Annotated in this window: 21 protein-coding genes; 9 read left to right on the forward strand and 12 right to left on the reverse strand. The window is 72.6% G+C overall.

The window, feature by feature from the left end:
• Positions 1-14 precede the first annotated feature (14 nt).
• The gene (gene meaB / locus ACIQTO_RS09250; RefSeq protein ID WP_402385001.1) at positions 15-971 is read left to right on the forward strand and encodes a methylmalonyl Co-A mutase-associated GTPase MeaB; all 957 of its coding nucleotides are present in this window, start codon (positions 15-17) and stop codon (positions 969-971) included.
• Positions 972-1,064: 93 nt separating this feature from the next.
• Here the strand turns inward: meaB and ACIQTO_RS09255 are convergent, their stop codons facing one another.
• The 4 genes from ACIQTO_RS09255 to ACIQTO_RS09270 all read right to left on the reverse strand — a co-directional run bounded on the left by ACIQTO_RS09255 (position 1,065) and on the right by ACIQTO_RS09270 (position 3,972).
• Complete coding sequence (locus ACIQTO_RS09255) at positions 1,065-1,580, reverse strand: MarR family winged helix-turn-helix transcriptional regulator (RefSeq protein ID WP_402385003.1); 516 nt, start codon at positions 1,578-1,580, stop codon at positions 1,065-1,067.
• 39 nt (positions 1,581-1,619) lie between these two features.
• Positions 1,620-2,426 carry an AIM24 family protein gene (locus ACIQTO_RS09260; protein ID WP_380577769.1) on the reverse strand — a complete coding sequence of 269 codons (807 nt, stop codon included), beginning with the start codon at positions 2,424-2,426 and terminating at the stop codon, positions 1,620-1,622.
• Positions 2,427-2,683: 257 nt separating this feature from the next.
• A complete protein-coding gene (locus ACIQTO_RS09265) occupies positions 2,684-3,334 on the reverse strand; it encodes an AIM24 family protein (protein WP_402385006.1) in 651 nt (216 codons plus the stop codon).
• Positions 3,334-3,972: an AIM24 family protein gene (locus ACIQTO_RS09270; RefSeq protein ID WP_380577728.1), complete on the reverse strand. Its 639-nt coding sequence runs from the start codon at positions 3,970-3,972 to the stop codon at positions 3,334-3,336. Before ACIQTO_RS09270 ends, ACIQTO_RS09265 begins: the two co-directional genes overlap by 1 nt.
• Before the next feature lie 264 nt (positions 3,973-4,236).
• Here ACIQTO_RS09270 and ACIQTO_RS09275 point away from each other — a divergent pair, with 264 nt between their 5' ends.
• Positions 4,237-4,569, forward strand: a complete 333-nt coding sequence (locus ACIQTO_RS09275; RefSeq protein WP_402385010.1) for a DUF3817 domain-containing protein — start codon at positions 4,237-4,239, stop codon at positions 4,567-4,569.
• 108 nt (positions 4,570-4,677) lie between these two features.
• Here the strand turns inward: ACIQTO_RS09275 and ACIQTO_RS09280 are convergent, their stop codons facing one another.
• Together ACIQTO_RS09280 and ACIQTO_RS09285 are read right to left on the reverse strand one after the other, a co-directional pair.
• On the reverse strand, positions 4,678-6,291 hold the full coding sequence (locus ACIQTO_RS09280; protein ID WP_402385013.1) for a M4 family metallopeptidase: 1,614 nt from the start codon (positions 6,289-6,291) through the stop codon (positions 4,678-4,680).
• Between the two features lie 415 nt (positions 6,292-6,706).
• The gene (locus ACIQTO_RS09285) at positions 6,707-8,347 is read right to left on the reverse strand and encodes a M4 family metallopeptidase (protein ID WP_402385015.1); all 1,641 of its coding nucleotides are present in this window, start codon (positions 8,345-8,347) and stop codon (positions 6,707-6,709) included.
• Positions 8,348-8,846: 499 nt separating this feature from the next.
• On the opposite strand from ACIQTO_RS09285, the gene ACIQTO_RS09290 reads away from it, so the two are divergent.
• From ACIQTO_RS09290 to ACIQTO_RS09300, 3 genes are all read left to right on the forward strand, one after another.
• Positions 8,847-9,374: a MarR family winged helix-turn-helix transcriptional regulator gene (locus ACIQTO_RS09290; RefSeq protein ID WP_402385018.1), complete on the forward strand. Its 528-nt coding sequence runs from the start codon at positions 8,847-8,849 to the stop codon at positions 9,372-9,374.
• Positions 9,375-9,474: 100 nt separating this feature from the next.
• Entirely contained in the window at positions 9,475-9,816 is a 342-nt protein-coding gene (locus ACIQTO_RS09295) for a DUF3817 domain-containing protein (protein WP_402385021.1), read from the forward strand.
• 267 nt (positions 9,817-10,083) lie between these two features.
• Positions 10,084-11,769 carry a methylmalonyl-CoA mutase gene (locus ACIQTO_RS09300; protein WP_402385024.1) on the forward strand — a complete coding sequence of 562 codons (1,686 nt, stop codon included), beginning with the start codon at positions 10,084-10,086 and terminating at the stop codon, positions 11,767-11,769.
• Positions 11,770-11,852: 83 nt separating this feature from the next.
• Here the strand turns inward: ACIQTO_RS09300 and ACIQTO_RS09305 are convergent, their stop codons facing one another.
• The gene (locus ACIQTO_RS09305; protein ID WP_402385026.1) at positions 11,853-12,548 is read right to left on the reverse strand and encodes a TetR/AcrR family transcriptional regulator; all 696 of its coding nucleotides are present in this window, start codon (positions 12,546-12,548) and stop codon (positions 11,853-11,855) included.
• A 367-nt stretch (positions 12,549-12,915) separates the two neighbouring features.
• Between ACIQTO_RS09305 and ACIQTO_RS09310 the strand changes: the two genes are divergently transcribed.
• The 4 genes from ACIQTO_RS09310 to ACIQTO_RS09325 all read left to right on the forward strand — a co-directional run bounded on the left by ACIQTO_RS09310 (position 12,916) and on the right by ACIQTO_RS09325 (position 17,564).
• The gene (locus tag ACIQTO_RS09310; RefSeq protein WP_402385029.1) at positions 12,916-13,911 is read left to right on the forward strand and encodes a tetratricopeptide repeat protein; all 996 of its coding nucleotides are present in this window, start codon (positions 12,916-12,918) and stop codon (positions 13,909-13,911) included.
• A gap of 707 nt (positions 13,912-14,618) precedes the next feature.
• Complete coding sequence (locus tag ACIQTO_RS09315; RefSeq protein ID WP_402385031.1) at positions 14,619-15,284, forward strand: DUF6230 family protein; 666 nt, start codon at positions 14,619-14,621, stop codon at positions 15,282-15,284.
• A 127-nt stretch (positions 15,285-15,411) separates the two neighbouring features.
• Positions 15,412-16,086, forward strand: coding sequence for a DUF6114 domain-containing protein (locus tag ACIQTO_RS09320; protein WP_402385033.1), 675 nt, complete (start codon positions 15,412-15,414; stop codon positions 16,084-16,086).
• Positions 16,083-17,564, forward strand: a complete 1,482-nt coding sequence (locus ACIQTO_RS09325) for a hypothetical protein (protein WP_402385035.1) — start codon at positions 16,083-16,085, stop codon at positions 17,562-17,564. Before ACIQTO_RS09320 ends, ACIQTO_RS09325 begins: the two co-directional genes overlap by 4 nt.
• Positions 17,565-17,637: 73 nt before the next feature.
• On the opposite strand, the gene pyk is transcribed toward ACIQTO_RS09325, so the two are convergent.
• The 5 genes from pyk to ACIQTO_RS09350 form a co-directional block, all read right to left on the reverse strand.
• Positions 17,638-19,065 carry a pyruvate kinase gene (gene pyk, locus ACIQTO_RS09330; RefSeq protein WP_402385038.1) on the reverse strand — a complete coding sequence of 476 codons (1,428 nt, stop codon included), beginning with the start codon at positions 19,063-19,065 and terminating at the stop codon, positions 17,638-17,640.
• Between the two features lie 94 nt (positions 19,066-19,159).
• A complete protein-coding gene (locus ACIQTO_RS09335) occupies positions 19,160-20,374 on the reverse strand; it encodes an acetate kinase (protein ID WP_402385041.1) in 1,215 nt (404 codons plus the stop codon).
• Positions 20,371-22,557: a phosphate acetyltransferase gene (pta, locus tag ACIQTO_RS09340; protein ID WP_402385044.1), complete on the reverse strand. Its 2,187-nt coding sequence runs from the start codon at positions 22,555-22,557 to the stop codon at positions 20,371-20,373. The genes ACIQTO_RS09335 and pta overlap by 4 nt, the downstream gene beginning before the upstream one ends.
• A gap of 346 nt (positions 22,558-22,903) precedes the next feature.
• On the reverse strand, positions 22,904-25,483 hold the full coding sequence (glgB, locus tag ACIQTO_RS09345; RefSeq protein ID WP_402385252.1) for a 1,4-alpha-glucan branching enzyme: 2,580 nt from the start codon (positions 25,481-25,483) through the stop codon (positions 22,904-22,906).
• On the reverse strand, positions 25,480-26,967 hold the full coding sequence (locus ACIQTO_RS09350; RefSeq protein ID WP_402385046.1) for a phosphotransferase: 1,488 nt from the start codon (positions 26,965-26,967) through the stop codon (positions 25,480-25,482). Before ACIQTO_RS09350 ends, glgB begins: the two co-directional genes overlap by 4 nt.
• Positions 26,968-26,995: the final 28 nt, after the last annotated feature.

The raw sequence follows: 26,995 nt of genomic DNA on the forward strand, positions 1-26,995 counted from the left end.
GCTAGGAGCTCCTGATGATCGATGTCGCGACCCTGGTCGAGCAGGCCCGCGCGGGCCGGCCGCGCGCGGTGGCCCGGCTGATCTCGCTGGTCGAGAACGCCGCCCCGCAGCTGCGCGAGGCGATGGCGGCGCTGGCCCCCTACACCGGCCGGGCCTACACCGTCGGGCTGACCGGCTCGCCCGGTGTGGGCAAGTCCACCTCGACCTCCGCCCTGGTCTCCGCCTACCGCCGGCTCGGCAAGCGGGTCGGGGTGCTGGCCGTGGACCCGTCCTCGCCGTTCTCGGGCGGCGCGCTGCTCGGCGACCGGGTCCGGATGCAGGACCACGCCACCGACCCCGAGGTGTTCATCCGCTCGATGGCCACCCGCGGCCACCTCGGCGGCCTCTCCTGGTCGGCCCCGCAGGCGCTGCGGGTGCTGGACGGGGCCGGCTGCGACGTGATCCTGGTCGAGACGGTCGGCGTCGGCCAGTCCGAGGTGGAGATCGCCGCCCAGGCGGACACCACCGTGGTGCTGCTCGCCCCCGGGATGGGCGACGGCATCCAGGCCGCCAAGGCCGGGATCCTGGAGATCGGCGACGTCTTCGTGGTCAACAAGGCCGACCGGGACGGCGCCGACGCCACCGCCCGGGAGCTGAACCACATGCTCGGCCTCGGCGAGGCCCGCGGGGCGGCGGACTGGCGTCCGCCGATCGTGAAGACCGTGGCGGCCCGCGGCGAGGGTGTGGACGAGGTGGTCGAGGCGCTGGAGAAGCACCGCGCCTGGCTGGAGGAGCACGGCGAGCTGGCCGTGCGCCGCCGTCGCCGGGCGGCCGACGAGATCGAGGCGATCGCGCTGTCCGCCCTGCGGGCCCGGATCGGCGACCTGCACGGTGACCGGCACCTGGCCACCCTGGCCGAGCGGGTGGCGACCGGCGAGCTCGACCCCTACGGCGCCGCCGACGAGCTGGTGGCCGGGCTCACCCGGGGCTGAACACGGCGAGAGGGCCGGTCCCCGTCCTGGACGGGGACCGGCCCTCTGCGCGCTGCGAGCCGAAGCGCCGGGGCTCCGCGAACGGGTCGGGGCTCAGCCCCGGCCGCGCAGTCCGCGCAGGTGCTCGGCGACCGGCGCCAGCGCCTCGTACATCGCGTCCAGCTGCTCGGGCGTGAAGCGGTCGATGAAGTGCGCCCGGACGCTGCGGACGTGGTCCGGGGCGACCTTCTGCATGGTCTCCCAGCCCTGATCGGTGAGGTGGGCGTAGAGGCCGCGCCGGTCTCCCGGGCACTCCTGCCGCAGCACCAGCCCGGCCGTCTCCATCCGCGTGATCTGGTGCGAGAGCCGGCTCTTCGACTGCAGGGTGGCGGTGGCCAGGTCGGTCATCCGCATCCGCCGCTCGGGCGCCTCGGAGAGCACGACCAGGATCTCGTAGTCGTTGATCGCGAGGTTGTGCGGCTGGAGTTCGCGGCTGAGCTGGTAGTCCAGCAGCTTGGCCACCTCCAGATGGGCGCGCCACAGCCGCTGCTCGCCGGCGGTGAGCCAGGGAGTCCCCTCCTCCGGCTGCGAGGGGGGGACGTCGGCGGCGTCGAGCGTGCGCGTATCCATGGTCCGAGCATAACGCATTTAGTTAAATCTTGTACGAGTTTACAGACCGAAACGTCGCCCGAGGTCGCCCAGGTTACCGAGCCCGGGGACGTTGAGGTTGCCGCCGCCGTGGCCCGCCGCGGGCTGCGAGGGCACCCCGCCCATCGGCACGCCCGCCTCGGCGTGCACCTGGCCGACCGCGCGCTCGGCCATCAGCACCTCGGTCGACTGCAGCAGCACCTGTCCGGCGCCGATGAACTCGAACTGGTGCTCCTCGCCGGACGCCCCGCCCAGGCCGGTCAGCCGGCGGATCCCGCCGATCACCCCGTGCATGTAGTCGTGGTCGTAGTGGTGGCACGGCGCCGGGCAGTCCGCCCAGCCGACCAGTGCCTGCGGGTCCACCCGGATCGGCGGCTCGACGAAGTGCACCGGGCCGTTGGAGGCGGCCACGAACTTGCCGCTGCCGATCAGGGTGAGGAACCCCGGGATGATCGACTGCTTGAGCCGCAGCGTCGGCTCGTAGGCCAGCAGGTTGCCCGAGCGGACGGTCAGGTTCCCCTCCTCCAGGTCGTAGGAGTTGAGGTCGAAGGCGCGGTCGGCCAGCAGCAGCTTGCCCCGGCCCTCGGCGACCACCCAGTCCGCGGCGTGCATGGGTGAGTTGAAGTGCTGGCCGAGCATCCGGTCGATCGCGCCGGCGCCGACGCCCTTGAAGGAGATGTCGCCGTAGTAGGCGATCATCTTGCCCTTCTGCAGGAAGTACGACCCGTTCAGGTCCACCGAGAAGGCGTACGGGTTGACGTTGTCGTTGACCGGCAGGCTGTGCGCGTCGTGCACCACCGGGCCGGATCCGTCCTGCGCCTTGGGCAGCGGGGCCTGGGCGCCGCCGTACTGCTCCTGGGCGTACTGCTGCGGCGGCTGCTGGGCCGGGTAGCCCTGCGGCGGGGGCGGTGGGTAGCCCTGCTGCGGGTAGCCCTGTCCGGGCGGCGGGCCGTAGCCGGGCGGCGGCGGGGCGGCCGGGTAGCCGGGCTGGGTGGGCTGGTTGTACGGCGACGGCTGGCCGTACGGCTGCTGCTGGCCGTACGGGTCGTGCGGCTGCCCGTAGGGGGGCTGCGGCGGGTAGGACATCAGAGCTTCTCCTCGCTCGCCTGCACGAACACCGTGCCGTTCCCGGACAGCTCCAGCTGGAAGGCCTCGCCGGAGCCGCGTCCGATCATGTCGCGCCAACCCAGCGCGGTGGACAGCTTGTTCTGGACCTGGCCGCGGTGCGCGACGTAGGCCTGGGGGTCGACGTGGACCGGCTGCTGCGGGGTGATCGGCAGTTCGAAGACGCCGCCGTGCGCCATCACCGCCACCGCGCCGTGGCCCTCCAGCTTGGTGGTGAACAGGCCCTGCCCGGTCACCTGGCCGCGGACCATGCCCATCACGCCGCCCTGCGAGCCCATGAACATGGTGGACTGCTGGAGCGAGCCCTCGAAGGCCAGCAGCCGGTCCGCCTCGACGTACAGGGTGTCGCCGGCCAGCTCGATCACGTGCACGTGGTGGCCGCCGTGGCCGAACAGCACGGTGCCCTGGCCCTCGACCGTCATCAGCGGGGTGTCCTCGTTGGCCACCCGGCGGCCGATCATCGACATGACCCCGCCCTGCCCACCGGTGATGTTGGGGGTGAACCGGACCTCGCCGGTGTACGCGAGCATCGCGCCGCGCTGGCTGAACATCCGCTGCCCGGGGACGACCCGGGCCTCGATCATCTTGTTGTTGATCCTGGTGAACGGCATCAGACGTCGCCCCCGACGGTGATCTTCTCGGACGGCTGGACGTAGACCAGGCCCTCGCCGGAGAACTCCACCTGGACGGCCTCGCCACCGCCCTCGCCGATGAAGGTGGACCAGCCGGCGCCCGACTTGAGGCTGCGGCTGAGGTTGCCGGTGTGCGCGACGTAGGCCCCCGGGTCCACCCGCAGCGGCATGCCCTGGGAGACCCGCAGGATGATGGCCGGCCCCTTGGAGGTGACGGCCGCCCAGCCGTGCCCCTCGACCTTGGTGGTGAACAGGCCGTTGCCGGAGGAGACGCCGTTGAGACCGGTGAAGGTGGTGCCGGTCTTCAGGGTGCCCTCGGTGCAGAGGAGGTTGTCCGACTCGACGTAGAGCGTCTCGCCGTTCAGCCGCACCAGGTTGATCTCGGTGGCCTTGTCGGCGAAGTAGCAGGTGCCCTGCCCCTTCACCTCCATGACCGTCATCTGCTCACCGGTGAGGCGTCGGGTCACCATGCCGCGCAGCCCGTCACCGCCGCCGCTGAGCTTCTTGAAGCTCATCTGGCCGGCGTACGCGACCATCGAGCCGTTCCGGGCTTTCACGGCGTCGCCCGTCATGTCGACGGCGAGCGTCTTGGATCCTTGGAGTCGAAACTGTGCCACCGCCGCAATGTAGCGGGATCCGGCGGCTCCGGGGGAGGGGGCGGCGTCGTTCTGGTACCGGTCTGCGACAAAACCGGCCCGCTGGACACGTTCCGTACCGGGGCCGTACTCCTGCCCCGGCGGGGGCGGGCCGCCCGGATCACCGGGGCTGCCCCCCGGGTTCACCCGGGCCGGACCCCGGGCGCGGGCCCGGACGGGTGCTCGGCGATAATGGCCGGGATGCTTGTGAGCCGGTTCACAAGCGATCTTCGACTCCTGACTGAGGTGCCCATCGTGAACAGCAGCGCCGTCCACCGCCTGCGTCTGGTCTCCGGCCCCGAGGGCCTCTCCTTCCTCCTGCTCCTGGTCTGCTCGGTGCTCAAGCGCACCACCAGCTTCGACGCCGTGCCGGTGATGGGCACGATCCACGGCGTGCTGTTCATCCTGTACGTGGTGTTCTGGATCATGGCCTGGCAGACGCAGAAGTGGGACGTCAAGCGCGGCGCCCTGCTGTTCGTCCTCTCGGTACTGCCCACCGGCGGCTTCTTCGCGGAGCGGACCCTCGCCAAGGAGGAGCGCGGCGAGCTCGCGCCCACGCGCGAGCCCGCCGCCGCCTGATCCCTCGCGGGCGAACCTCCCGCGGACAGGCCGACAGGCTGCCGGGGCCTCCTCTCCCAGTGGGCCCCGGCAGCCTGTCGCCGTTTCCAGGTGTGGTCCGGGTGGCGACTAGTTGACGTTCACCGCGCTCCAGGCGGCGGCGACCGCCGCGTACTGGGTGCTGGTGGTGCCGTAGAGGTCGCCGGCGGCCTTGAGGGTCGCGGTGCGGGCGGCCTTGTAGTTGGTGGTGGAGGTGAAGTAGACGGTCAGGGCGCGGTACCAGATGGCGGCGGCCTTGTCCCGGCCGATGCCGGTGACGGTGGAGCCGTTGGAGGTCGGGCTGTTGTAGCTGACGCCGTTGATGGTCTTGGCGCCGCTGCCCTCGGCCAGCAGGTAGAAGAAGTGGTTGGCCACGCCCGAGGAGTAGTGGACGTCCACGTTGCCGACCCCGGAGTACCAGGAGTCCTTGGACGCGCCGTCCTTGGAGGGCTTGTCCATGTAGCGCAGCGGGGTGCCGTTGCCGTTGAGGTTGAGCAGCTCGCCGATCAGGTAGTCCGGCGTGTCCGTGGGCAGGTTGGCGTACCACTCGACCAAGGTGCCGAAGATGTCCGAGGTGGCCTCGTTGAGGCCGCCGGACTCGCCGGAGTAGACCAGCCCGGCGGTGGCGGAGGTGACGCCGTGCGTCATCTCGTGGCCGGCCACGTCGATCGCGGTGAGCGGGTGGGTGTTGCCGGAGCCGTCGCCGTACGTCATGCAGAAGCAGGAGTCGTTCCAGAACGCGTTGACGTAGTTGGAGCCGTAGTGGACCCGGCTGCTCGCGCCGACGCCGTCGTTGCGGATGCCGCTGCGGCCGAAGGTGTTCTTGTAGTAGTCCCAGGTCGCGCCGGCGCCGTACTGGGCGTCCACGGCGGCGGACTGGGTGTTGGAGGCGAGGCCGTTGCCCCAGATGTTGTCGGCGTCGGTGTAGAGGGCGTTCCCGCTGGCGGCGTTGCCGGTCCACTGGTTGCCGCGGGAGGCGTCCTTGAGCTGGTAGGTCGAGCCGCTCTGGGTGGTGGTCAGCGGGACGCTGCCGACGAAGACGCCCTTCCCGCTGCCGGTCGCGGTCTGGAACTCCTCGTGGGTGGAGAGCACCGCGCCGGTGGCCGCGTCGGTGACCAGTCGCTGGCTGCTCGGCGTGCCGTCGGCCCGCTGGCCGGTGACGACCGTCTGGTAGGCCAGGCGCGGGCTGCCGTCGGCCGCCCAGACCACCAGGGTGGCGGTGCCGGCGCCGTCGACCCGGCTGATCGCCGACTCGTCCTTGTCGGCGGCGATGCCCACGGTGGCCCGGACCGCGCCGAGCGCCTGGGCGCCGGCCTTGTCGGCGGAGAGCGCCGGGGTGAGGCTCGGCAGTGAGAGCTGCCCGCTGAACGCCCGGTCCACCGAGGTGATCGAGCCGTTGGCCTTCTGGTGCACCACCAGGTCGCCGCCGAGGACCGGCAGGCCTCCCAGCGTCCGCTCGTAGCGCAGGTGGCGGGTGCCGTTGGCGTCGACGACGGCGTCCTTGGCGACCAGCCGCTCCTGGCCGCCGAGGGCGAGCGCCCGCGCCAGCGGCGCGGCCTCGCTGCCGGCCAGGGTGATCAGCGCGTCGTGCTGCTGCACCACCGACGGCGCGGCGGCCTGCGCCGGGGCGGCGGCGACCTGGATGGCGCCGGCGAGCAGGGCGGTGGCGGAGAGTACGGCTCCGGCTGTCAGCTTTCGCTTCACGTACGGGGTTCCTTCCACGAAACCGCGTGTGCGCGGTCACGCCGCATACCGGGGCACCGGGGTTGGCGCCGTGGGGCGGTAGGGCGCTGACGTGCTGCTCCCGTGCGGTCCTTGACGGCCGGTCGGTGGGTGGGGCGACGGCCGTCGAACGGGGCTTGGGCAGAAGCATGACAATGCAGGTCGTGAAAGGACAGGGCGCCGCCGGCGATTGGCCAGGTCTCGCCAGCGCCGGTACGGGTGGTCCGGGTGCGTCGGGTGACCGGTTCGGGTGCTTTGTCCCGCTGGCGGGATCCCGCCAGCGGCCGCCCTTGCCGCCCGCCGCGCGCGTTGCTACGGAGCGCGCCGCCGGCCGCGGACGCGCGGACGCCCGGGGCCTCCCCTCCCAGTGAGGCCCCGGGCGTCCGCGGTGCGGACGTCAGTTGACGTTGACGCCGCTCCAGGCGGCGGCGACCGCCGCGTACTGGGTGCTGGTGGTGCCGTAGAGGTCGCCGGCGGCCTTGAGGGTCGCGGTGCGGGCGGCCTTGTAGTTGGTGGTGGAGGTGAAGTAGACGGTCAGGGCGCGGTACCAGATGGCGGCGGCCTTGTCCCGGCCGATGCCCGTCACGGTGGAGCCGTTGGAGGTCGGGCTGTTGTAGCTGACGCCGTTGATGGTCTTGGCGCCGCTGCCCTCGGCCAGCAGGTAGAAGAAGTGGTTGGCCACACCGGACGAGTAGTGGACGTCCAGGTTGCCCACGCCGGAGGACCAGGAGTCGGCCGAGCCGCCGTCCTTGGAGGGCTTGTCCATGTAGCGCAGCGGCGTCCCGTCGCCGTTGATGTCGATCTCCTCGCCGATCAGGTAGTCCGGCGTGTCGGTCGCGAGGTTGGCGGAGAACTCGACCATGGTGCCGAAGATGTCCGAGGTGGCCTCGTTGAGGCCGCCGGACTCACCGGAGTAGTTGAGGCCCGCGGTGGCGGAGGTGACGCCGTGCGTCATCTCGTGGCCGGCCACGTCGATCTCGGTCAGCGGGTGGGTGTTGCCGGAGCCGTCGCCGTACGTCATGCAGAAGCAGGAGTCGTCCCAGAACGCGTTGACGTAGTTCTTGCCGTAGTGGACCCGGCTGGTGGCGCCGACGCCGTTGTTCTTGATGCCGTTGCGGCCGAAGGCGTTCTTGTAGAAGTCCCAGGTGGCCGCCGCGCCGAACTGGGCGTCCACGGCGGCGGACTGGGTGTTGGAGGCGAGACCGGTGCCCCAGGCGTTGTCGGCGTCGGTGTACAGCGTGCCCGAGCCGGAGGTGCGGCCCTTGAGGTCGCTGGTGGACTGGTTGCCGCGGGTGGCGTCCTTGAGCTGGTAGGTCGAGCCGCTCTGGGTGGTGGTCAGCGGGACGTTGCCGACGAAGACGCCCTTGCCGGTGCCGGTCGCGGTCTGCACCTGCTCGTGGGTGGAGAGCACCTCGCCGGTGGCCGCGTCGGTGACCAGCAGCTGGCTGCTCGGGGTGGAGTCGGCCCGCTGGCCGGTGACGACCGTCTGGTAGGCCAGGCGCGGGTTGCCGTCGGCGGCCCAGACCACGAGCTTGGCGGCGCCCGCCTGGTGGACCTCCTTCAGCGGCGACTCGTCCTTGTCGGCGGCGATGCCGACGGTGGCCCGCACCGCGCCGGAGGCCTGCGCGGCCGCCTTGTCGGCCGGGATCGACGGGGTGAGGCTCGGCAGGTCGATGGACGCGCCGACGGCCTTGTCCACGGCCTTGACCGCGCCGTCGGCGGCCTCGTGCACCACGAGGTCGCCGCCGAGGACGGGCAGGCCGGCGAAGGTGCGCTCGAAGCGGAGGTGGCGGGTGCCGTCGGCGTCCACCACGGCGTCCTTGGCGACCAGTTGCTCCTGGCCGCCCAGGGCCAGTGCCTTCGCCAGCGGGCCGACCTGACCGCTCGCCAGGGCGATCGCCGCGTCGCGCTGCTGCGCGGCCTGCGCCTGGGCGGCGGGAGTCGGGGCGGCCTGGGCGGCGGTGGTGCTCACCTGGATGACGCCGGTGAGCAGGGCGGTGGCGGAGAGTACGGCGCCGGCTGCGAGCTTTCGCTTCACGTACAGGTCCTTCCGGGGAAACCGCGGGTGCGCGGTCGCGCCGCGTCCCGGGGTGCCGGGGTTGGCACCTGTGGGGCGGGACGGGCGCTGACGTGCTGCTGCTCCGTGCGGTCGAGCGGCGGGGCCACCGGTGAGTGGGGCGGTGGCTGCCGGACGGGGCTGGGCGAAAGCATGACAATCCAACAAGTGAAATGACAGGTCTTGTTCATCGATTGGCCAGGTCTCGCCAGCCCGGCGGAAGGTAAACAGGGCGACAAAAGCGGTCGAACCACCCGGCCTTGCAGCGGGTTACCGCCCGAACCGAGGCCTGCTCACGGGCCGAACGCCCCTTCGGCGGCCGATCGGCGTCCGGCGAACGGCACGTGGCGGTGGTTCACGCCCCCGCAATCTCCTGGTACGGACCTGGGCGCCCCGCTGGCGTGATCCCGCCACGTGTCGCGCTTGTCCACCATCAGGACGCCTGGTAACACCCGGCCCACCCGCCGGTACGGTAAGGGGCGTGGCCAAGCCCCTCGCACTCGACTTCGATCCGATCGCCCGCGCCGACGAGCTCTGGACCCGCCGTTGGGGCGGAGTCCCCTCGATGGCGGCGATCACCTCGATCATGCGCGCCCACCAGATCCTGCTCGCGCGGGTGGACGCCGTGCTCAAGCCGTACGGGCTGACCTTCGCCCGCTACGAGGCGCTGGTGCTGCTCACGTTCAGCCGGACCGGCGAGCTCTCGCTCTCCAAGGTCGGCGAGCGGCTGATGGTCCACCCGACCAGCGTCACCAACACCGTCGACCGCCTGGAGCGGGCCGGTCTGGTCGCCCGCCGGCCCAACCCGCTGGACGGCCGCGGCGTGCTCGCGACCATCACCGCCCGCGGCCGCGAGGTGGTGGAGGACGCCACCCGTGAGCTGATGGCGATGGAGTTCGGCCTGGAGGAGTACGGCGCCGACCAGTGCCGCGAGGTGTTCGAACTGCTCAGGCCGCTGCGGGTCGCCGCCGGTGACTTCACCGAGCCGGACGCGGGGGCCGCGGAGTAGGGCGCTGCGCGGCGTACCCGTAAGCGGCGGCTACCCTCGTGGGAGCGGTGCGCGGATCCGGGCGTACCGGCCGTTTCTGGCGAGCGAGGCGATGAAGAGTATGAAGGCGAACCCCCTGCTGGGCTGGTACCGGGCTTTGGCCGTCGCGACCGGTGTGGCCCTGCTCGTGTTCTGCGGCTTCATGGTCGCGAAGTACGGCTTCGACACGGCCGAGGACGTGACCACCTACGTCGCGATGCTGCACGGCTACCTCTACATCGGGTACTTCGTGGTCACCTTCCTGCTCGGCCAGAAGCTCAAGTGGCCGCTGGGCCGGATGATCCTCACGCTGGCCGCCGGCTGCATCCCGTTCGCCTCCTTCGTCGCCGAGCGCCGGGTGGTCCGCGAGGCCGCCGAGCAGCTCCCCGCCGGTGGCGCCGCCCGGCAGGCCGCCGGCGTCTGATCCACCCGCGGAGCCTTCGAGGGCGCCCCTCCCCGCACCGGGGAGGGGCGCCCTTTCGGTTTCCGGCGGCCCGGGTGTGTATGCCGGGCCCGGACCGGCCCGTTCCGTACCCCGGGCCGGTGCTTTTCGGCGGTTCCCGGCGCGTTCGCCCCCGGTCGACCGGCGCTCCATCGACAATTACTAGGACGTCCGAGTAAATTGGTAGGACGTCCTAACAGCTGTGCCGTCCACGTACCGTGGCGGCCGTACGGAGCGGAGTTCGGGGTCATGGACGCCGAGGAGATCGAGCGCGGCCGGCAGCGCTGGCAGCAGCGGTACGACAGCGCCCGCAAGCGGGACGCGGACTTCACCACTCTTTCCGGTGACGAGGTCGACCCGGTCTACGGCCCGCCCGCGGGGCAGCCGGTCGAGGGCTTCGAACGGATCGGCTGGCCGGGCGAGTACCCGTACACCCGGGGCCTGCACGCCACCGGCTACCGGGGGCGGACGTGGACCATCCGCCAGTTCGCCGGCTTCGGCAACGCCGAGCAGACCAACGAGCGCTACCGGATGATCCTGGAGGCGGGCGGCGGCGGCCTCTCGGTCGCCTTCGACATGCCCACCCTGATGGGCTACGACTCCGACGACCCCAAGTCGCTCGGCGAGGTCGGGCACTGCGGTGTGGCGATCGACACGGCCGCCGACATGGAGGTCCTCTTCAAGGGGATCCCGCTCGGCGAGGTCACCACCTCGATGACGATCAGCGGCCCGGCCGTCCCGGTCTTCTGCATGTACCTGGTGGCCGCCGAGCGCCAGGGCGTCGACCCGGCGGTGCTCAACGGCACGCTGCAGACGGACATCTTCAAGGAGTACATCGCCCAGAAGGAGTGGCTCTTCGCCCCCGAGCCGCACCTGCGCCTGATCGGCGACCTGATGGCCTACTGCGCCGAGGGCATCCCGGCGTACAAGCCGCTCTCGGTCTCCGGGTACCACATCCGCGAGGCCGGGGCGACGGCCGCGCAGGAGCTGGCGTACACGCTGGCGGACGGCTTCGCCTACGTCGAGCTGGGCCTCTCCCGGGGTCTGGACGTGGACGTCTTCGCGCCCGGTCTCTCCTTCTTCTTCGACGCGCACCTCGACTTCTTCGAGGAGATCGCCAAGTTCCGCGCCGCGCGCCGGATCTGGGCCCGCTGGATGCGCGACCGCTTCGGCGCCCGGACGGACAAGGCGCAGTGGCTGCGCTTCCACACCCAGACCGCCGGCGTCTCGCTGACCGCCCAGCAGCCGTACAACAACGTGGTGCGGACCGCCGTCGAGGCGCTCTCGGCGGTGCTCGGCGGCACCAACTCGCTGCACACCAACGCCCTGGACGAGACCCTGGCGCTGCCTTCGGAGCAGGCCGCCGAGATCGCCCTGCGCACCCAGCAGGTGCTGATGGAGGAGACCGGCATCACCAACGTGGCCGACCCGCTGGGCGGCTCCTGGTACGTCGAGGCGCTCACCGACCGGATCGAGGAGCAGGCCGAGGCGATCTTCCGCAGGATCCTGGACAAGGGCCGCGAGGACCACGAGATCGGCCCGATCACCTCCGGCATCCTGCGCGGGATCGAGGAGGGCTTCTTCACCGGCGAGATCGCCGAGGCGGCCTTCCAGTACCAGCAGGGCGTCGAGAAGGGCGAGAAGCGGGTCGTCGGGGTCAACTGCCACCCGCGCAGCGTCACTCCCGAGCTGGAGATCCTGCGGGTCAGCCACGAGGTCGAGCGCGAGCAGGTGCGCGTCCTGGCCGAGCGCAAGGCCGGGCGGGACGAGGCGGCGGTGCGAGCAGGGCTGGACGCGATGCTGGCGGCGGCGCGCTCGGGTGCGTCGATGATCCCGCCGATGCTGGACGCGGTGCGGGCCGAGGCGACCCTGGGCGAGATCTGCAACGCGCTGCGCGACGAGTGGGGCATCTACCGGGAGACCGCCTCCTTCTGAGCCGCTCCCGGCGCCCGGCCGGTCGACGACACCGAGAACCGCCCCGCACGCTCCTGGTGCGCGGGGCGGTTCTCGGCGTCCGCTCAGTCGCCGGTGAGCCGGGGGAACGGCCCGAGCAGCAGATCGGTGAAGCGGCGGATCCACTCCGGGGTGATCGGCTCGCCGCTGACCAGCACCCGGTGTTCGACCGTGCCGGCGATGGTGTCGAAGATGATGTCGATCTCCTCGGCGGCCGTCGTCGGGTCGCCGTCCGGGGCGAGTTCGCCGCGGGCCTGGGCGGCGGCGCGGCCCTGTCGGACCAGGCGCTTCTGCGGGTCGACGATCGCCTCCCGGATCCGCCGCCGCAGCTGCCCGTCCCGGGTGCCCTCGGCGAACAGCGCGAGCAGGGCGGCCTGCGTCTCCGGGCGGGCCAGCAGATCGGCGAACTGGGCGACCACGGCCTCGATGTCGGCCCGCAGGCTGCCGAGGTCGAGCATCTCCAGCTCGTCGAAGAGGCTGGCGACGGCGTCCACCACCAGCTCGTTCTTGGAGGGCCAGCGGCGGTACAGGGTGGTCTTGGCGACCTTGGCGCGGGTGGCCACGTGGCCCATGGTCAGTCCGCCCCAGCCGAGTTCGGCCAGGGCCTCGCGGGTGGCGTCGAGGATGGCGGTGTCGGCGGCCGCGCTGCGCGGCCGCCCCTTGGCCCGGGTGGTGGTGCTGGCGGGGTTCTCCCGGGCGTCCGGGGGGTCTGCACGGCCCGCCGGACGCGCCGGGGTCACGGGGGACTGGGGGGCCGGCACCGGACCTCCTTGCGATGTACTGGTAAGTAACATGGGTGGGGCAGGTAACGGTAGCGACTGTTCGCCGTCCCGGTCAGCCAGGGTGCGCGGGAAAGTGGGGCAGCTCACGTCCCGGGGCGCCCGGAGGGGGTTGCGGCGGGGGCCCTCGGTCCAGTTACGCTACGACTCGTAGCGAAAGCAGTGACAACCAGGCGCCGCGACCCCGTGGGACGGGGGCGGCGCGGGTGCGGGTGGGGATCCGCGCCGAACGGTTCAGGCTACCGGGGGACGGGTCGTCCACCCCGGGAATCGGCGCCGCGCAGCCCGCGCGGTGCGACTTTCCGGAGGTTGGTGCCCGTCAGCAGCACGGACGGGGGAGGATAGTGCCATGCAGCCACGGAATTCGCGTCTCAACAGCTCCGCTCTGCGCGGTGCGGTCGACCTCGCCGCAGTGAAGGCAGCCGGTGAGGCCGCCCAGAAGGCCGAGCAGGCCAGGGTCGAGCGGGCCCGCCAGGCGGCGGCCGCCGAGGCGGCCGGTGTCGCCCCGGTCCAGTCCGCGTACCCGCTCGTCATCGATGTCACCGAGGACACCTTCGAGACCGAGGTCGTCCAGCGCTCCACCGAAGTGCCGGTGGTCATCGACTTCTGGGCCGAGTGGTGTGAGCCCTGCAAGCAGCTCAGCCCGATGCTGGAGCGGCTGGCCGAGGAGTACGCGGGCCGGATCGTGCTCGCCAAGATCGACGTCGAGGCCAACCAGCTGCTCACCCAGCAGTTCGGCATCCAGGGCGTTCCGGCCGTGATGGCCGTCGTGGCCGGCCAGCTGGTGCCGCTGTTCCAGGGCGCCGAGAACGAGGCCAACGTCCGCAAGGTGCTGGACCAGCTGATCCTGGTCGCCGAGCAGCGCTTCGGCGTGGTCGGCGGCGCCGGTGCGCCGGCCGAGGCCTCGGGCGAGGCCGACCCGTACCCGCCGGAGGACCCGGCCCTGGCGGCCGCGCACGAGGCGCTGGACCGGGGGGACCTCGGCGGCGCCGTCCAGGCGTACCGGAACGTGCTGGCCGAGGAGCCGGGCAACACCGAGGCCAAGCTCGGCCTGGCCCAGGCGCAGCTGCTGAGCCGGGTGGAGGGGCAGGACCTGTCGACCGTCCGCGCGGCGGCCGCGGCCGACCCGAAGGACGTCGAGGCCCAGCTGCGGGCGGCCGACCTGGATCTGGTGGGCGGTCATGTCGAGGACGCCTTCGGGCGTCTGGTGGCCACCGTCGGACGGACCTTCGGCGAGGACCGGGACACCGTCCGGCTGCGGCTGCTGGAGCTGTTCGAGGTCATCGGCACCGATGACCCGAGGGTGACGGCGGCGCGCGGCGCGCTGGCCCGCGTCCTGTTCTGAGGGCCTTCGCCGGCCCTCGTCCGGCCCTCTTCTGGCACGGCGGATGACCTGCGGTGTCGCTGGCGATTTGGCGACAATCCGGTCATCGTGTCAGAGGTTTACCAAATCTTGACAACACCCGTGGACGGTCACTTCATGTGACCGTCCACGGGTGTTTCGCTGGCGTTTCCGGCGGATTTCGTCCGCACGGTTCCTTCAATTCATCACTCTGGGTGCGCGGGTGGCCAATTCCATGATCGCCGCCATCCGATGTTGGATTACCCGTCAGTAATGAACCCCTTGTGCTTCGCCCGGGATTCGAGCAGCATCGGCGACGCCCGGTCCCAGACTCCAACCCCCGACAGCCGGTCGGCGGGCGGAGCGAGGGATCCCCACCGGGTGAGCCGTCGGCCCTGGCCGACGGCGGGAGGGCAGGGGGGTGTCCGCGGTCCCACAGCGGTTCCTGTCCTTCGATCCGGCCGCGCGGCCCGCGCGGTCGCTGGTTGTCGCTCGGGGGTGATCGCCGATGTCGTCGGTCCTGCCCGCCGCCCCGCAAGGGCGGTCGGTGAAGGGACGGGAGTGCCGCTGTGTGCCGGCCGCTCCCGCGTCCGACGACGCCCACGGCGCTCTCCGCTACCGAGGACGTAGCTCTCTCCCATCCCAGGCCCCCACCGGTGCGGGTGCACCGCCGGGGCGCCGGAGATGTACGTCCTAGAAGGAGGACTCGCATGTCCCAGACCTACGGCAAGACCCGCTGGAAGCGCTTCGCCCTGGTGATGGTGCCCAGCCTCGCGGCCACCGCCGCGGTGGGCGTCGCGCTGGCCAACAACGCGCTGGCGGCTTCGTTCAGCGTCTCCGGCCAGAACTTCAAGGTCTCCACGGAGGAACTGCACGGTACGAACTTCGCGCAGTTCGGCTCGATCGACGCCGAGTCCAACGGCACGCCGCACCCGGTTGCCGTCTCGGCGTTCGACGAGGCCCGGATCAAGGGCCTCTGCCAGTCGGTGGTGACCGACCCGAACATCATCCCCGGCCTGCCGTGGAAGCTGCCGAAGATCACCCTCCGCCTGGAGGCCGGTCAGAGCGATGACCCGGAGAAGCAGGTCAGCGCCAAGAACCTGCTGATCGACCTCGACCAGCTCAACGCGGACGCCACCTTCACCAACATCAACATCGGCCAGGACGCCTCCACCCTGAAGGGCACCGCCACCCAGGGCTGGAAGTCCCGCCTCGGCACCGGCCTGCCCTCCGGCGGGACGGGCTTCGCCCAGGCCGCCGACAAGGCCGACCTGTCCCACGTGCAGCAGACCGCCTGGGCCACCTCGGCCGGCACCTTCAAGCTCCAGGGCCTGAAGCTCAACCTGCACACCGACGGCGGGCACGAGTGCTTCTAGGCCGTTGACCGGCGGCGGGCCCCGGCCCGCCGCCGACCGCGGTACCCGGGGGGCCGGGGCGGCGTGTGCCGCTCCCGGTCCTCCCCCTCCCGTTTTCGCCTCGTTCACACCATCGAGGAGCTGCATCGTGTCCAGCGCCCTTGCCGAGTACCGGCCCGCCGAGCACGAGAACCCCGCCCAGTGGGTGCGTCGGGTGTTCCGTACCTTCCGCCGGTCCCGGCCGTTCTACGGCGGCCTGCTGGCCATGATCGCCGGCGTCCCGATCATGTACTTCCCGTACGCCAAGCTCTCGTTGAGCGGCATGACCGTGCAGATGGCCACCACCGGTGGCGCCGGGTCGCTGATCATCGGGGTCCTGCTGATCGTGCTGGGGCTGACCGCCTGGTTCCAGCCGGCCGTCCGCTTCTTCGCCGGTGTCGCCACCTCGCTGCTGACCCTGGTCTCGATCCCGGTCTCCAACCTCTCCGGGTTCGGGCTGGCCCTGCTGCCGGGGCTGATCGGTGGTGGGCTGATGCTCGCCTGGGCGCCGAACCGGCCCGAGGACGCCGAGGCCGGCGCCGACGGGTCGACGGGCGCCGAGCCGCTCGCGCGGGCCGGGACCGCCGCGACCCTCGTGAAGTCCGGGACCGCCGATTCCGCCGCGCGGACCGGGACCGCCACGCAGACCGCCGCCGAGGGCGCCACCGCGCCGCTGCCGGTGGTCCCCGCGCAGGCCGAGCCGCCGGCCCCGGGGACCGACCCGGCCGCCGCCGGGGCCGGTGTCCCGCTGCGGCAGACCGGTGACCAGAAGGAGGCACGGTGACCGGGTCGCAGGAGCCGCAGGCCGGGCCCTCGCTGCCGGAGCAACGCTCCGCGCGGCACGCGGCGCCCCGTACGCCCGTCCGGATCCGGCTCAGAGGGCGGGCGCTGGCGATGGCCGCCGTGCCGACCGCGCTGCTGATGGCCGCCGCCTACACGCCGAACACCGCGATCGCCGAGACCTCCGCGGGCAAGCCGTGCGCCACGGCGCCGGAGACCGTCCCGGACGTCGCGCCGGTGGAGGAGACGCCCGTCCCCAAGGACGAGCTGACGCCGCTGCCCGGCCCGTCCACCGCCCCGACCGGGGCCGCCACGGCGCCCACCACCGTCCCGACGACGGTGCCGACGCCCGGGCCGACCGCCGCGCCCACGACGGCGGCGCCCACCACCGCCGCGCCGACCACCGCCGCGCCCACCGGTGCCGTGCCGACCACCGCCGCGCCGAGCGGGCCGGCGGCGCCCGCACCGACGACCGGGGCCGCGAAGCCCGCCGCCGCCCGATCCGCCACCGGCGGCTCCGGCGGTGTGGCGCAGGCCGGGCTCATCGACGACCTCGTCGGCGGCATCACCCACCTGATCAACCCGAGCGGTTCGCCCAGCCCGTCGGCGGGCCAGGGCCAGACCCCGGGCGCCGGCCAGAACCCGGGCCCGAGCACCGGCCAGGCCGGGGCCACGGCACCGTCCGCCGCGGGCGCGCCCGCCCCCGGCGCCCGTGCGGCCGCCCCGGCGGCGCAGCCGTCCCAGGACCCCCAGGCACCGCCGTCCCCGGCCGCGCCGCAGGCCCCGGCCGCGACCACCGCCGCCACGCAGCCCCCGGCGGCCACCAGTGGCAAGGCGAGCCCGAAGGCGTCCACCAGCGGCAAGGCGAGCCCGAAGGCGGCGCCCACCGCGGGTGCCGGCAGCACGCCCTCGCCGTCCGGTTCGCCGTCCGCCAACCCGAACTGCGAGGTGGACGCGCGCGGTCTGACCGCCGGCGCGCCCGCCCCCGGGCACGTCGTCCCGGAGCAGAACTGGACGCTGAGGACCAGCCGGCTGGGCCTGCACGGCGCGGTCTTCCACGGCGTCTACGACGTGCGGACGCCCACCGGCACCAAGCGGGTGCTGAAGTTCGTGGTCGACAGCGTGGACATCGAGAACCTCGACATGTCGACGTTGGAGGGCAACGGCAAGACCTTCCACGTCAAGGGCGCCCCGGGCTCGACCTCGACGATGCGCCAGGGGCCGGTGACCATGTACGTGGAGCGGCTCTCCGGGCACCTCTCGAAGCTGCTCGGTCTGCCGATCCCGATCGACCTGGGCGAGATCACCCTCACCCCGGACACCCTGCCGCGCTGGCTGTACGACCTGATCGGCGCCATCCCGATCCCGCTGGACCTCGAACTCACCGGTGTCACCGCCAAGCAGGCCGGCCAGTTCGGCGGCACGCTCAAGATCCCCGGCATGCACCTCTACAACGACGACGAGCCGTACAGCGACAAGTAGCCCGCAAGACGCCCGTGGGGCGGCCCCTCCGCTGAGGAGGGGCCGCCACACGGGCGTTGTTCCGGACCGGGGTCTACTCGCTCCGGGTGCCCAGGTGGTGCACCTGGACCATGTTGGTGTTGCCGGGGACGCCGGGGGGCGAGCCGGCGGTGACGATGACGGTGTCGCCCTGGTCCAGCTGGCCGATCTTGAGCAGCTCGCGGTCGACCTGGGCCACCATCTCGTCGGTGGAGCCGACCTGCTCGGTGACGTGCGCCTCGACGCCCCAGCTCAGCGAGAGCTGGTTGCGGGTGGCGTTGTCCGGGGTGAACGCGATCACCGGGATCGGCGAACGGTACCGGGAGAGCCGGCGCGCGGTGTCACCGGACTTGGTGAACGCGACCAGCGCCTTGCCGTTGAGGAAGTCGCCCAGCTCGCACGCGGCGCGGGCGATCGAGCCGCCCTGGGTGCGCGGCTTGCGGCCCGGGTTCAGCGGCTGGAGGCCCTGCGAGAGCAGTTCCTCCTCGGCCTTCTCGGCGATCCGGCTCATGGTGCGGACCGTCTCGATCGGGTACTTGCCGACGCTGGACTCGGCGGACAGCATGACCGCGTCGGTGCCGTCCAGGATCGCGTTGGCGACGTCGGAGACCTCGGCGCGGGTCGGGCGCGAGGCGTGGATCATCGACTCCATCATCTGGGTCGCGACGATCACCGGCTTGGCGTTCCGGCGGGCCAGCGTGATCAGCCGCTTCTGGACCAGCGGCACCCGCTCCAGCGGGTACTCGACGGCCAGGTCGCCGCGGGCGACCATGATGGCGTCGAAGGCGAGGACGATCTCCTCCATGGCCTCGACGGCCTGCGGCTTCTCGATCTTGGCGATGACCGGCAGCCGGATGCCGACCGCGTCCATGACCTCGTGGACGTCCTTGATGTCGGCCGCGTTGCGGACGAAGGAGAGCGCGACCATGTCGACGCCCAGCTCCAGCGCGAAGCGCAGGTCGTCCTTGTCCTTCTCGGACAGGGCGGGCACGTTCACGGCCGCACCGGGCAGGTTGATGCCCTTGTTGTTCGAGAGCACGCCGCCCTCGACGACCACGGTCTTGACCTGCGGGCCGTCGACGCTGACGACCTCCAGGGCGATGACGCCGTCGTTGATCAGGATCGGGTCGCCGGGCTTCACGTCGCCGGGCAGGCCCTTGTAGGTGGTCCCGCAGATGTGCTGGTCACCGGGGACGTCCTCGGTGGTGATGATGAACTCGTCACCGTTGTCGACGGTCACCGGACCGTTGGCGAAGGTGGCCAGGCGGATCTTGGGGCCCTGGAGGTCGGCAAGGACGCCGATGGCCTTGCCGGTGTCCTCCGAGACCTGGCGGACCTTTCGGTACCGCTCCTCGTGGTCCGCGTGGGTGCCGTGGCTCATGTTCAGTCGGGCGACGTTCATGCCCGCCTCGACGATGGCCTTCAGCTGTTCGTAGGAGTCCGTGGCCGGACCCAGGGTGCAGACAATTTTCGCTCGGCGCATATGGATCAGTCTATCCGTTCGTGTTATAGGTGCATTCGGCACGAAGCGTGAGGAATCGCCGACGAAGGATTCCGAGGGGCGAGACGACGGTGTGTCAGCCCCCGGACTGCCGGTGCACCAGGGCGAAGGCCTGTCGCGCGATCTCCAGTTCCTCGTCGGTGGGCACCACGGCGACCGCGACCCGGCCGTACGCGGGCGAGATGATCCGGGCCTCGCCGGAGCGCACCGAGTTCAGCTCGGGGTCCACCGCGATGCCCAGCTCGGCCAGCCCGGCGATGGCCGCGGCCCTTACCGGAGCCGCATTCTCGCCGACGCCGGCCGTGAACGCGATCGCGTCCACCCGGCCGAGCACCGCGTAGTAGCCGCCGATGTACTTGCGCAGCCGGTGGATGTAGGCGTCGAACGCCAGCCGGGCGTCCGCGTCCCCCTCCTCGGCCCGCCGCATGATCTCGCGCATGTCGTTGTCGCCGCACAGCCCCAGCAGCCCGCTGCGGCGGTTGAGCAGGTTGTCGATCTCGTCGATCGAGAGCCCGCCGACCCGGTGCAGGTGGAACACCACGCCCGCGTCGATGTCACCCGAACGAGTGCCCATCACCAGGCCCTCCAGCGGAGTCAGGCCCATCGAGGTGTCCACGCAGCGGCCGCCGGCGACCGCCGAGGCGGAGGCACCGTTGCCCAGGTGCAGGACGATCACGTTCACCTCGGCCGGGTCCTTGCCGAGCAGCCGGGCGGTGGCCCGCGAGACGTACTGGTGGGAGGTGCCGTGGAAGCCGTAGCGGCGCACCCGGTGCTCGTCCGCGACCGCCTTGTCCACGGCGTACCGGGCCGCGTACTCCGGCATCGAGGCGTGGAAGGCGGTGTCGAAGACGGCGACCTGCGGCAGGTCCGGGCGCAGCGCGCGGGCCACCTCGATGCCGGTGATGTTGGCCGGGTTGTGCAGCGGGGCGACGGGGATCAGCCGGCGGATCTCCTTGAGCACCTCGTCGGTGATCACGGTCGGCTCGGTGAACCGCAGCCCGCCGTGGACCACCCGGTGGCCGATCGCGGCCAGCTCGGGGGAGTCCAGCCCGACGCCGTCGGCGGCGAGCTCCTCGGCGACGGCCTTCAGGGCGGCGGAGTGGTCGGGGAAGACCTGGATCGTCTCGCGCTTCCCGCCGGTGCGCGGGGTGTGCGCCAGCCGGCCGTTCGCCTCGCCGATCCGCTCGACCAGGCCGGCGGCCAGCCGGGCGCCGTCCAGCATGTCGATCAGCTGGTACTTCACCGACGAGGAACCGGCGTTCAGGACCAGGACGCGGGTGCCTTCACTCATGCCGGGGCTCCTTCGGTGCGGTCCTGCGACGGGGCGGCGGGCGTCTGCGGGAGGCCGCGCTCCTGCGACTGGATGGCGGTGATCGCGACGGTGTTGACGATGTCCTCGACGAGCGCGCCGCGCGACAGGTCGTTGACGGGCTTGCGCAGCCCCTGGAGGACCGGCCCGACCGCCACCGCGCCGGCCGAGCGCTGGACCGCCTTGTAGGTGTTGTTGCCGGTGTTGAGGTCCGGGAAGATCAGTACGGTGGCCCGGCCGGCGACCGGCGAGCCCGGCAGCTTGGTGGCCGCGACGTGGGCGTCCACCGCCGCGTCGTACTGGATCGGGCCCTCGACCAGGATGTCCGGCCGCAGCTCGCGGACGAGTTCGGTGGCCTTGCGGACCTTGTCGACGTCGGCGCCGGAGCCGGAGGTGCCGGTGGAGTAGGAGAGCATCGCGACCCGGGGCTCCACACCGAACTGGGCGGCGGTGGCGGCGGACTGGATGGCGATGTCGGCGAGCTGCTGGGCGTTCGGGTCGGGGTTGACCGCGCAGTCGCCGTAGACCAGCACCTTGTCGGCCAGGCACATGAAGAAGACCGAGGAGACGATCGCGGCGCCCGGCGCGGTCTTGATCACCTCGAAGGCGGGCCGGATGGTGGCGGCGGTGGAGTGCACCGCGCCGGAGACCATGCCGTCGGCGATGCCCTCCTGGACCATCAGGGTGCCGAAGTAGCTGACGTCCGTCACGACGTCCAGCGCCAGTTCGACGGTCATCCCCTTGTGGGCGCGCAGCTTCGCGTACAGCTCGGCGAACTGCCGGCGCAGCGGGCTGGTGGCCGGGTCGACGATCCGGACCCGGGCCCGGTCGGCCGCCGGGTCCCCGTCGGCCTGGCCCGCCTCCGGGAGGCCGATGCCGAGGGCGGCGGCCTTGCGGCGGACGGCGTCGGCGTCGCCGAGCAGGGTGAGGTCGCAGATGTTGCGGCGGAGCAGCACCTCGGCCGCGCGCAGCACCCGCTCCTCGGCCCCCTCGGGGAGGACCACGTGCCGGCGGGCCGCCCTGGCCCGCTCCAGCAGCGCGTGCTCGAACATCATCGGGGTGACCCGCCCGGACCGGCCGACCTCGATCCGATTGGTCAACTCGGCTGTGTCGACGTGGAGTTCGAAGAGGCCGAGGGCGATCTCGGCCTTCCGCGGGCTGGCCGCGGAGAGCTTGCCCTCCAGATGGGTGAGGGCGGCGGCGGTGAGCCAGCTGCCCTCGGGGACGACGGCGACCGGGGTGCCGGGGGCCAGCCGGGCGGCCAGCGCCATCACGTTCGGCCCGGGGTGCTGGCCGAGCGTCAGCAGGACGCCGGCGATCGGCGGGGCGCCGGCGGCGTGCGCGGCCAGCGAGCCGATCACCAGGTCGGCGCGGTCCCCGGGGGTGACCACCAGGGCGCCCTCGGTCAGCGCGTCCAGGAAGGTCGGCAGCATGGCGCCGCCGAAGACGAAGCCGCGGACGTCGCGGGCCAGCCCGGCCGCGTCGCCGATCAGCACCTCCGCGCCGGTGGCCTCGACCAGCTGCGCGACGGTCGGGGCGGCCAGCGCCGGCTCCTCGGGGATGACGTACGCGGGGATCGGCAGCTTCTCGGTGAGCGTGCGCTGGATCCGCTGCTTGGCGCCGGGGGCGACCCGGTTGGCGACCATCGCCAGCGTCTCGCAGCCGAGGTCGGTGTAGGCCCGGTGGGCGTTGCGGACCTCGGCGATCACCGCCGCCGGATCCTCGGAGTGGCCGCCGACCACCGGCAGCACGGCGGCGCCGAACTCATTGGCGAGGCGGGCGTTGAAGGCAAGCTCGTCGGGGATGTTGGTGTCCGCGAAGTCGGTGCCGAGCACCAGGACCGCCTGGCAGCGCCGCTCCAGCGCCCGGAACCGGTCGACGAGGGTGGAGACCAGCTCGTCCTGGCCCTGGGCGGCCTGCAGGGCGGCCGCCTCCTCGTAGGTGAGCCCGTACAGCTCGGCGGCGGGCAGCTCCACCCGGTAGCGGGTGCGGAGCAGTTCGACGACGTGGTCGGAGCCGCGCTCCCCGGGCGCGTGGGCGTGCACCAGGGGCCGGAACACCCCGACCCGGTCCACCTGGCGGGTGAGCAGTTCCATGACCCCGAGTTCGACCGCCTGCCGGCCGTCCCCCCGGTCGATCCCGGTCACGTACACGCTGCGCGCCACGTGGGTCTCTCCGTCCCGTCGTCTCAAAGGATGGTCATATCGACCATACCTTCGCACCGCGACCGGAGGTCCGCGAGCAGAGGGCCCCGCCCGGGGCAAGGGGCGAAGGTCATGCCGGGAGGGGGTGGATCAGGGTGCGAGCGGGCTCCGGGCCGGACGGCTCCGGCGATCGCCCGCGCGCCCGCGCCGGACCGGGAAGGCCCGGCAGCCCGCCGGCAGCGGGAGACGGAGGAATCCCAGGAGTCACCACACCCGCGAGGCCCCCGCCGGCCGGTGACCGGTGCCAGGGGGAGCCCGGGATCCCGCCGGTGCCGGGCACGACGGCCCGGCACCGGCGGGGGTGTCCTCAGGCCGGGCGGAGCCAGAGGGTGGCGAGCGGGGGCAGGACGAGTTCGGCGCTGCGGGGCTGGTCGTTCCAGGGGACGCTCTCGGCCTTCACCGGGTGCGAGTTGCCGATGCCGGCGCCGCCGTAGCTCTCGGCGTCGGTGTTCAGCACCTCCTCCCAGAGCTGGTCGCGGCCGTCGAGGGCGGGCAGGCCGACCCGGTGGCCGTGCCGGACGACGGGGGAGAAGTTGCAGACGGCGACCAGCGGCGTGCCGTCGGCGGCGTACCGGACGAAGGAGAGCAGGTTGTCCTCGGCCGCGCCGCCGTCCAGCCAGCGGAAGCCGTCCGGCGTGGTGTCCTGCTCCCAGAGCGCGGGGGCGTCGAGGTAGCGGCGGTTCAGGTCGCGGACCAGGCGGCGCACCCCGAGGTGGTCCGGGGCGGCCGGCCAGGTCCGCTCGTCGAGCACCCACCACTGCGGGCCCTGCTCGTGGTCCCACTCCGCGCCCTGGGCGAACTCCTGCCCCATGAAGAGGAGTTGCTTGCCCGGGTGGGCCCACATGAAGCCCAGGTAGGCGCGGTGGTTGGCGCGCTGCTGCCACCAGTCGCCGGGCATCTTGGAGACCAGCGCCTGCTTGCCGTGCACCACCTCGTCGTGCGAGATCGGCAGGACGTAGTTCTCCGAGTAGGCGTACACCATCGAGAAGGTGATCTCGTTGTGGTGGTACTTGCGGTGCACCGGCTCCTTGGACATGTAGACCAGCGAGTCGTGCATCCAGCCCATGTTCCACTTCAGGCCGAAGCCCAGGCCGCCGCTGTCGGTGGGCCGGGTGACGCCGGTCCAGGCGGTCGACTCCTCGGCGATGGTGACCACTCCGGGGCAGCGCCGGTAGACGGTGGCGTTCATCTCCTGGAGGAAGGCGGCCGCGTCCAGGTTCTCCCGGCCGCCGTGCTGGTTGGGCGTCCACTCGCCGCCCTCACGGGAGTAGTCGAGGTAGAGCATCGAGGCGACGGCGTCCACCCGCAGGCCGTCGATGTGGAACTCCTCGCACCAGTACACCGCGTTGGCGACCAGGAAGTTGCGCACCTCGGTCCGGCCGTAGTCGAACTCCAGGGTGCCCCAGTCGGGGTGCTCGGCGCGCAGCGGGTCGGCCGGCTCGTACAGCGGCTCGCCGTCGAACCGGGCGAGGGCGAAGTCGTCCTTGGGGAAGTGCGCGGGCACCCAGTCGACGATCACGCCGATGCCGTGCCGGTGCAGGGTGTCGACCAGGTGGCGGAAGTCGTCGGGGCCGCCGAGCCGGGCAGTGGGCGCGTAGTAGCCGGAGACCTGGTAGCCCCAGGAGCCGCCGAAGGGGTGCTCCATCACCGGCATGAACTCCACGTGGGTGAAGTTCAACTCCTTGAGGTAGGCCGGCAGTTCGTCGGCGATCGCCCGGTAGGTGGTGAGGTCGGGCCGCCAGGAGGGCAGGTGCAGCTCGTACACCGACATCGGCGCCCGGTGGTGCGCGGCGCGGGCCCGGCGGGCCATCCACTCGCCGTCCTGCCAGCGGTAGGAGGAGGAGGTGACGACCGAGGCGGTGCCCGGCGGGCACTGCGCCGCCCGCGCCAGCGGGTCGGCCTTGTCGAGCACCCAGCCCTGCCGGGTGTGGATCTCGTACTTGTACTGGGTGCCCTCGGCCAGGCCCGGCACGAACAGCTCCCAGACGCCGGACGAGCCCAGCGAGCGCATCGGGTACGCGGTGCCGTCCCAGTGGTTGAAGTCCCCGATCAGCCGGACGCCCACCGCGTTCGGCGCCCAGACCGCGAAGGCGGTGCCGGGCACCCCGTCGACGGTGCGCACGTGCGAGCCGAGCGCCTGCCAGAGCTGCTCGTGCCGGCCCTCGGAGATCAGGTGCAGGTCCAGCTCGCCGAGGGTGGGCGGGGTGCGGTAGCCGTCGTGCTGCCGCAGCGGCTCGCCGCCGGGGTACGTCACCAGCAGCCGGTAGTCGGGCACCTCGGTGCCGGCCAGCAGGCCGGTGAAGAGGCCGTTCTGCTGGTGGGTGAGCTCGGCCGGGCCGTGCGCGGTCTCCACCACGACCCGCTCGGCGAACGGGCGCAGCACCCGGATCGCGGTGCCGCCGTGCACCGGATGGGCGCCGAGCAGGGCGTGCGGGTCGTGGTGCAGGCCGGCGACCAGCCGGTCCACCTCGGCCGGCGGCAGCGGCGCCTCGGGCAGCCGCAGCGCTCCGGGCGGGGCGGGCGGGCCGTCGCCGGCGCTGTCCGGGCCGGGGAGGAGGTCGGTCAGGGGTCCGGCGGAGGGTTCGGCCGGGGCGTCGGCAGGAGTGTCGGCAAGGGGGCCGGCGGACGTGTCGGCGGAGGGGGCCGGGCCGGCGTCGGCCGCCGGGCGGCGCGGTTCGGCCCGCCGGGCCGCCGCCGAGGGCTCGCGCTGGGGGGAGTCCGGGCCCGCCAGGAAGGTGGCAGGCACGGTACGGGGGGTGCGGCCGGGCGGGTCGAGCGGCGTCACGGCGTGGTCCTCCTGCGGAATCGGGGTGGCCGGGGGCGTCGGTGGCGGGGCGGGCGTTCTCCGCGGGGCGGGCGCGGAGCGGGTCGGGCGGCGGGCCGTCAGACGGTCAGGGCCAGCCGGTTGATCGCGGCCAGCGGGATCGGCAGCCAGCCGGGCCGGTGACGGGCCTCGTAGACCACCTCGTACACCGCCTTGTCGATCTCCAGGGCGCGCATCAGCTCGGGCGAGGCGGCCGGGTCGGTGCCGCCGCCGGCGGTGTAGCCGGCGCAGAAGGCGGTGCGGTTGCGCTGTGCCCAGGCGGCGGCGAGGTGGGCCAGCTCGGGGTCGGCCGGCGCGCCGGCCAGCAGGTGGGCGGCCGCGTAGTCGAAGGAGCGGAGCATCGCGGCGACGTCGCGCAGCGCGGTCTGCGGTTCGCGCCGTTCGGCGACGGACTTGGCCGGCTCGCCCTCGAAGTCCAGCAGGACCCAGCCGTGCGGGGTGCGCATGGCCTGCCCGAGGTGGAGGTCGCCGTGGATCCGCTGGACCGGCATGCCGTCCGGGTGGGCGTCGGCGAGTTGCTGGAAGGCGGTGCGCAGCGCGGCCCGGTAGCGGAGCAGTCCGGGCACGGCGGCCACCGCGCTGTCGAGGCGGTCGGCCATCGCGGTGGCCAGTTGCCGGGTCTGGGTGCGGTCCAGCCGGGTGACCGGCATCGAGCGGGCCAGTACCCGGTGGACCTCGGCGGTGGCCCGGCCGAGCCGGTGCGCCTCGATCGCGAAGTTGCCCGGCGACGGGTCGCCCTTGAGCCGGCCCACCTGGTCCAGGGCCAGCTCCCAGCCGTCCTCGGCCTCCGGGAGGTAGCGCTGGAGCAGCCCGAGGGTGGCCGGTTCGGCGCGCTCCAGCCGGCTCTCGAACCAGGCCGCGACCCGGGGGATCCGGGTGGAGCCGGCCCGGGAGAGCGCCAGCGAGAGCTCCAGGTCGGGGTTGGTGCCGGGGTGGATGCGGCGGAACAGCTTGAGGATGTACGAGGTGCCGTAGATGACCGAGCTGTTGGACTGCTCGGCGGTGGAGGCGCGCCCGGGGAGGTTGGTGGGCAGCCCGGAGCCGGGGGTGCGGCGGAACGACAGTGAGCCGAACCGGTCGCCGGTGGCCAGGTGTTCCAGCAGCCGCCCGGTCAGCTCGGGGTCGTGCACCGCGTCGTAGAGCGCCGCGCCGTCGTACGGGCCCTGGTTGAGCCGGCCGAGGACGGCGGTCGGCTCGATGTCGGCCGGACCCTCCGAGCGGATGCCGAGCAGCAGCTGGTAGATGTCCCCGTGCGGAGCCCCGGCGGTGGTGGCGTGCTCGACCCGCAGCAGCAGGTGCAGCAGGGCCGGGTCGCCGACCTGGAGCGGGGTGCCGACCACGGGGGTGAGGCCGGTGATGGGCCGCCCCTTGCCGGCGTACCAGCGCTGGGTGGGGAGCCACTCGGCGATCAGCGGCAGGGCCGCCTGGACGAGTTCGCTGACCCCCAGGGCGGTTCTCCGGGCCGCGGCGCCGCGGGTGCCCACCGGCGCGGGGCCGGTGGGGGTGTCGCGGTGCACATGGGCTTGAGAACGGGAGGTTTCGGACATGACTCCCTTTCCCCGGAAGCGGGCGGAC

The organism is Kitasatospora sp. NPDC091207 (assembly GCF_044768625.1).
Classification (GTDB): Bacteria; Actinomycetota; Actinomycetes; order Streptomycetales; family Streptomycetaceae; genus Kitasatospora.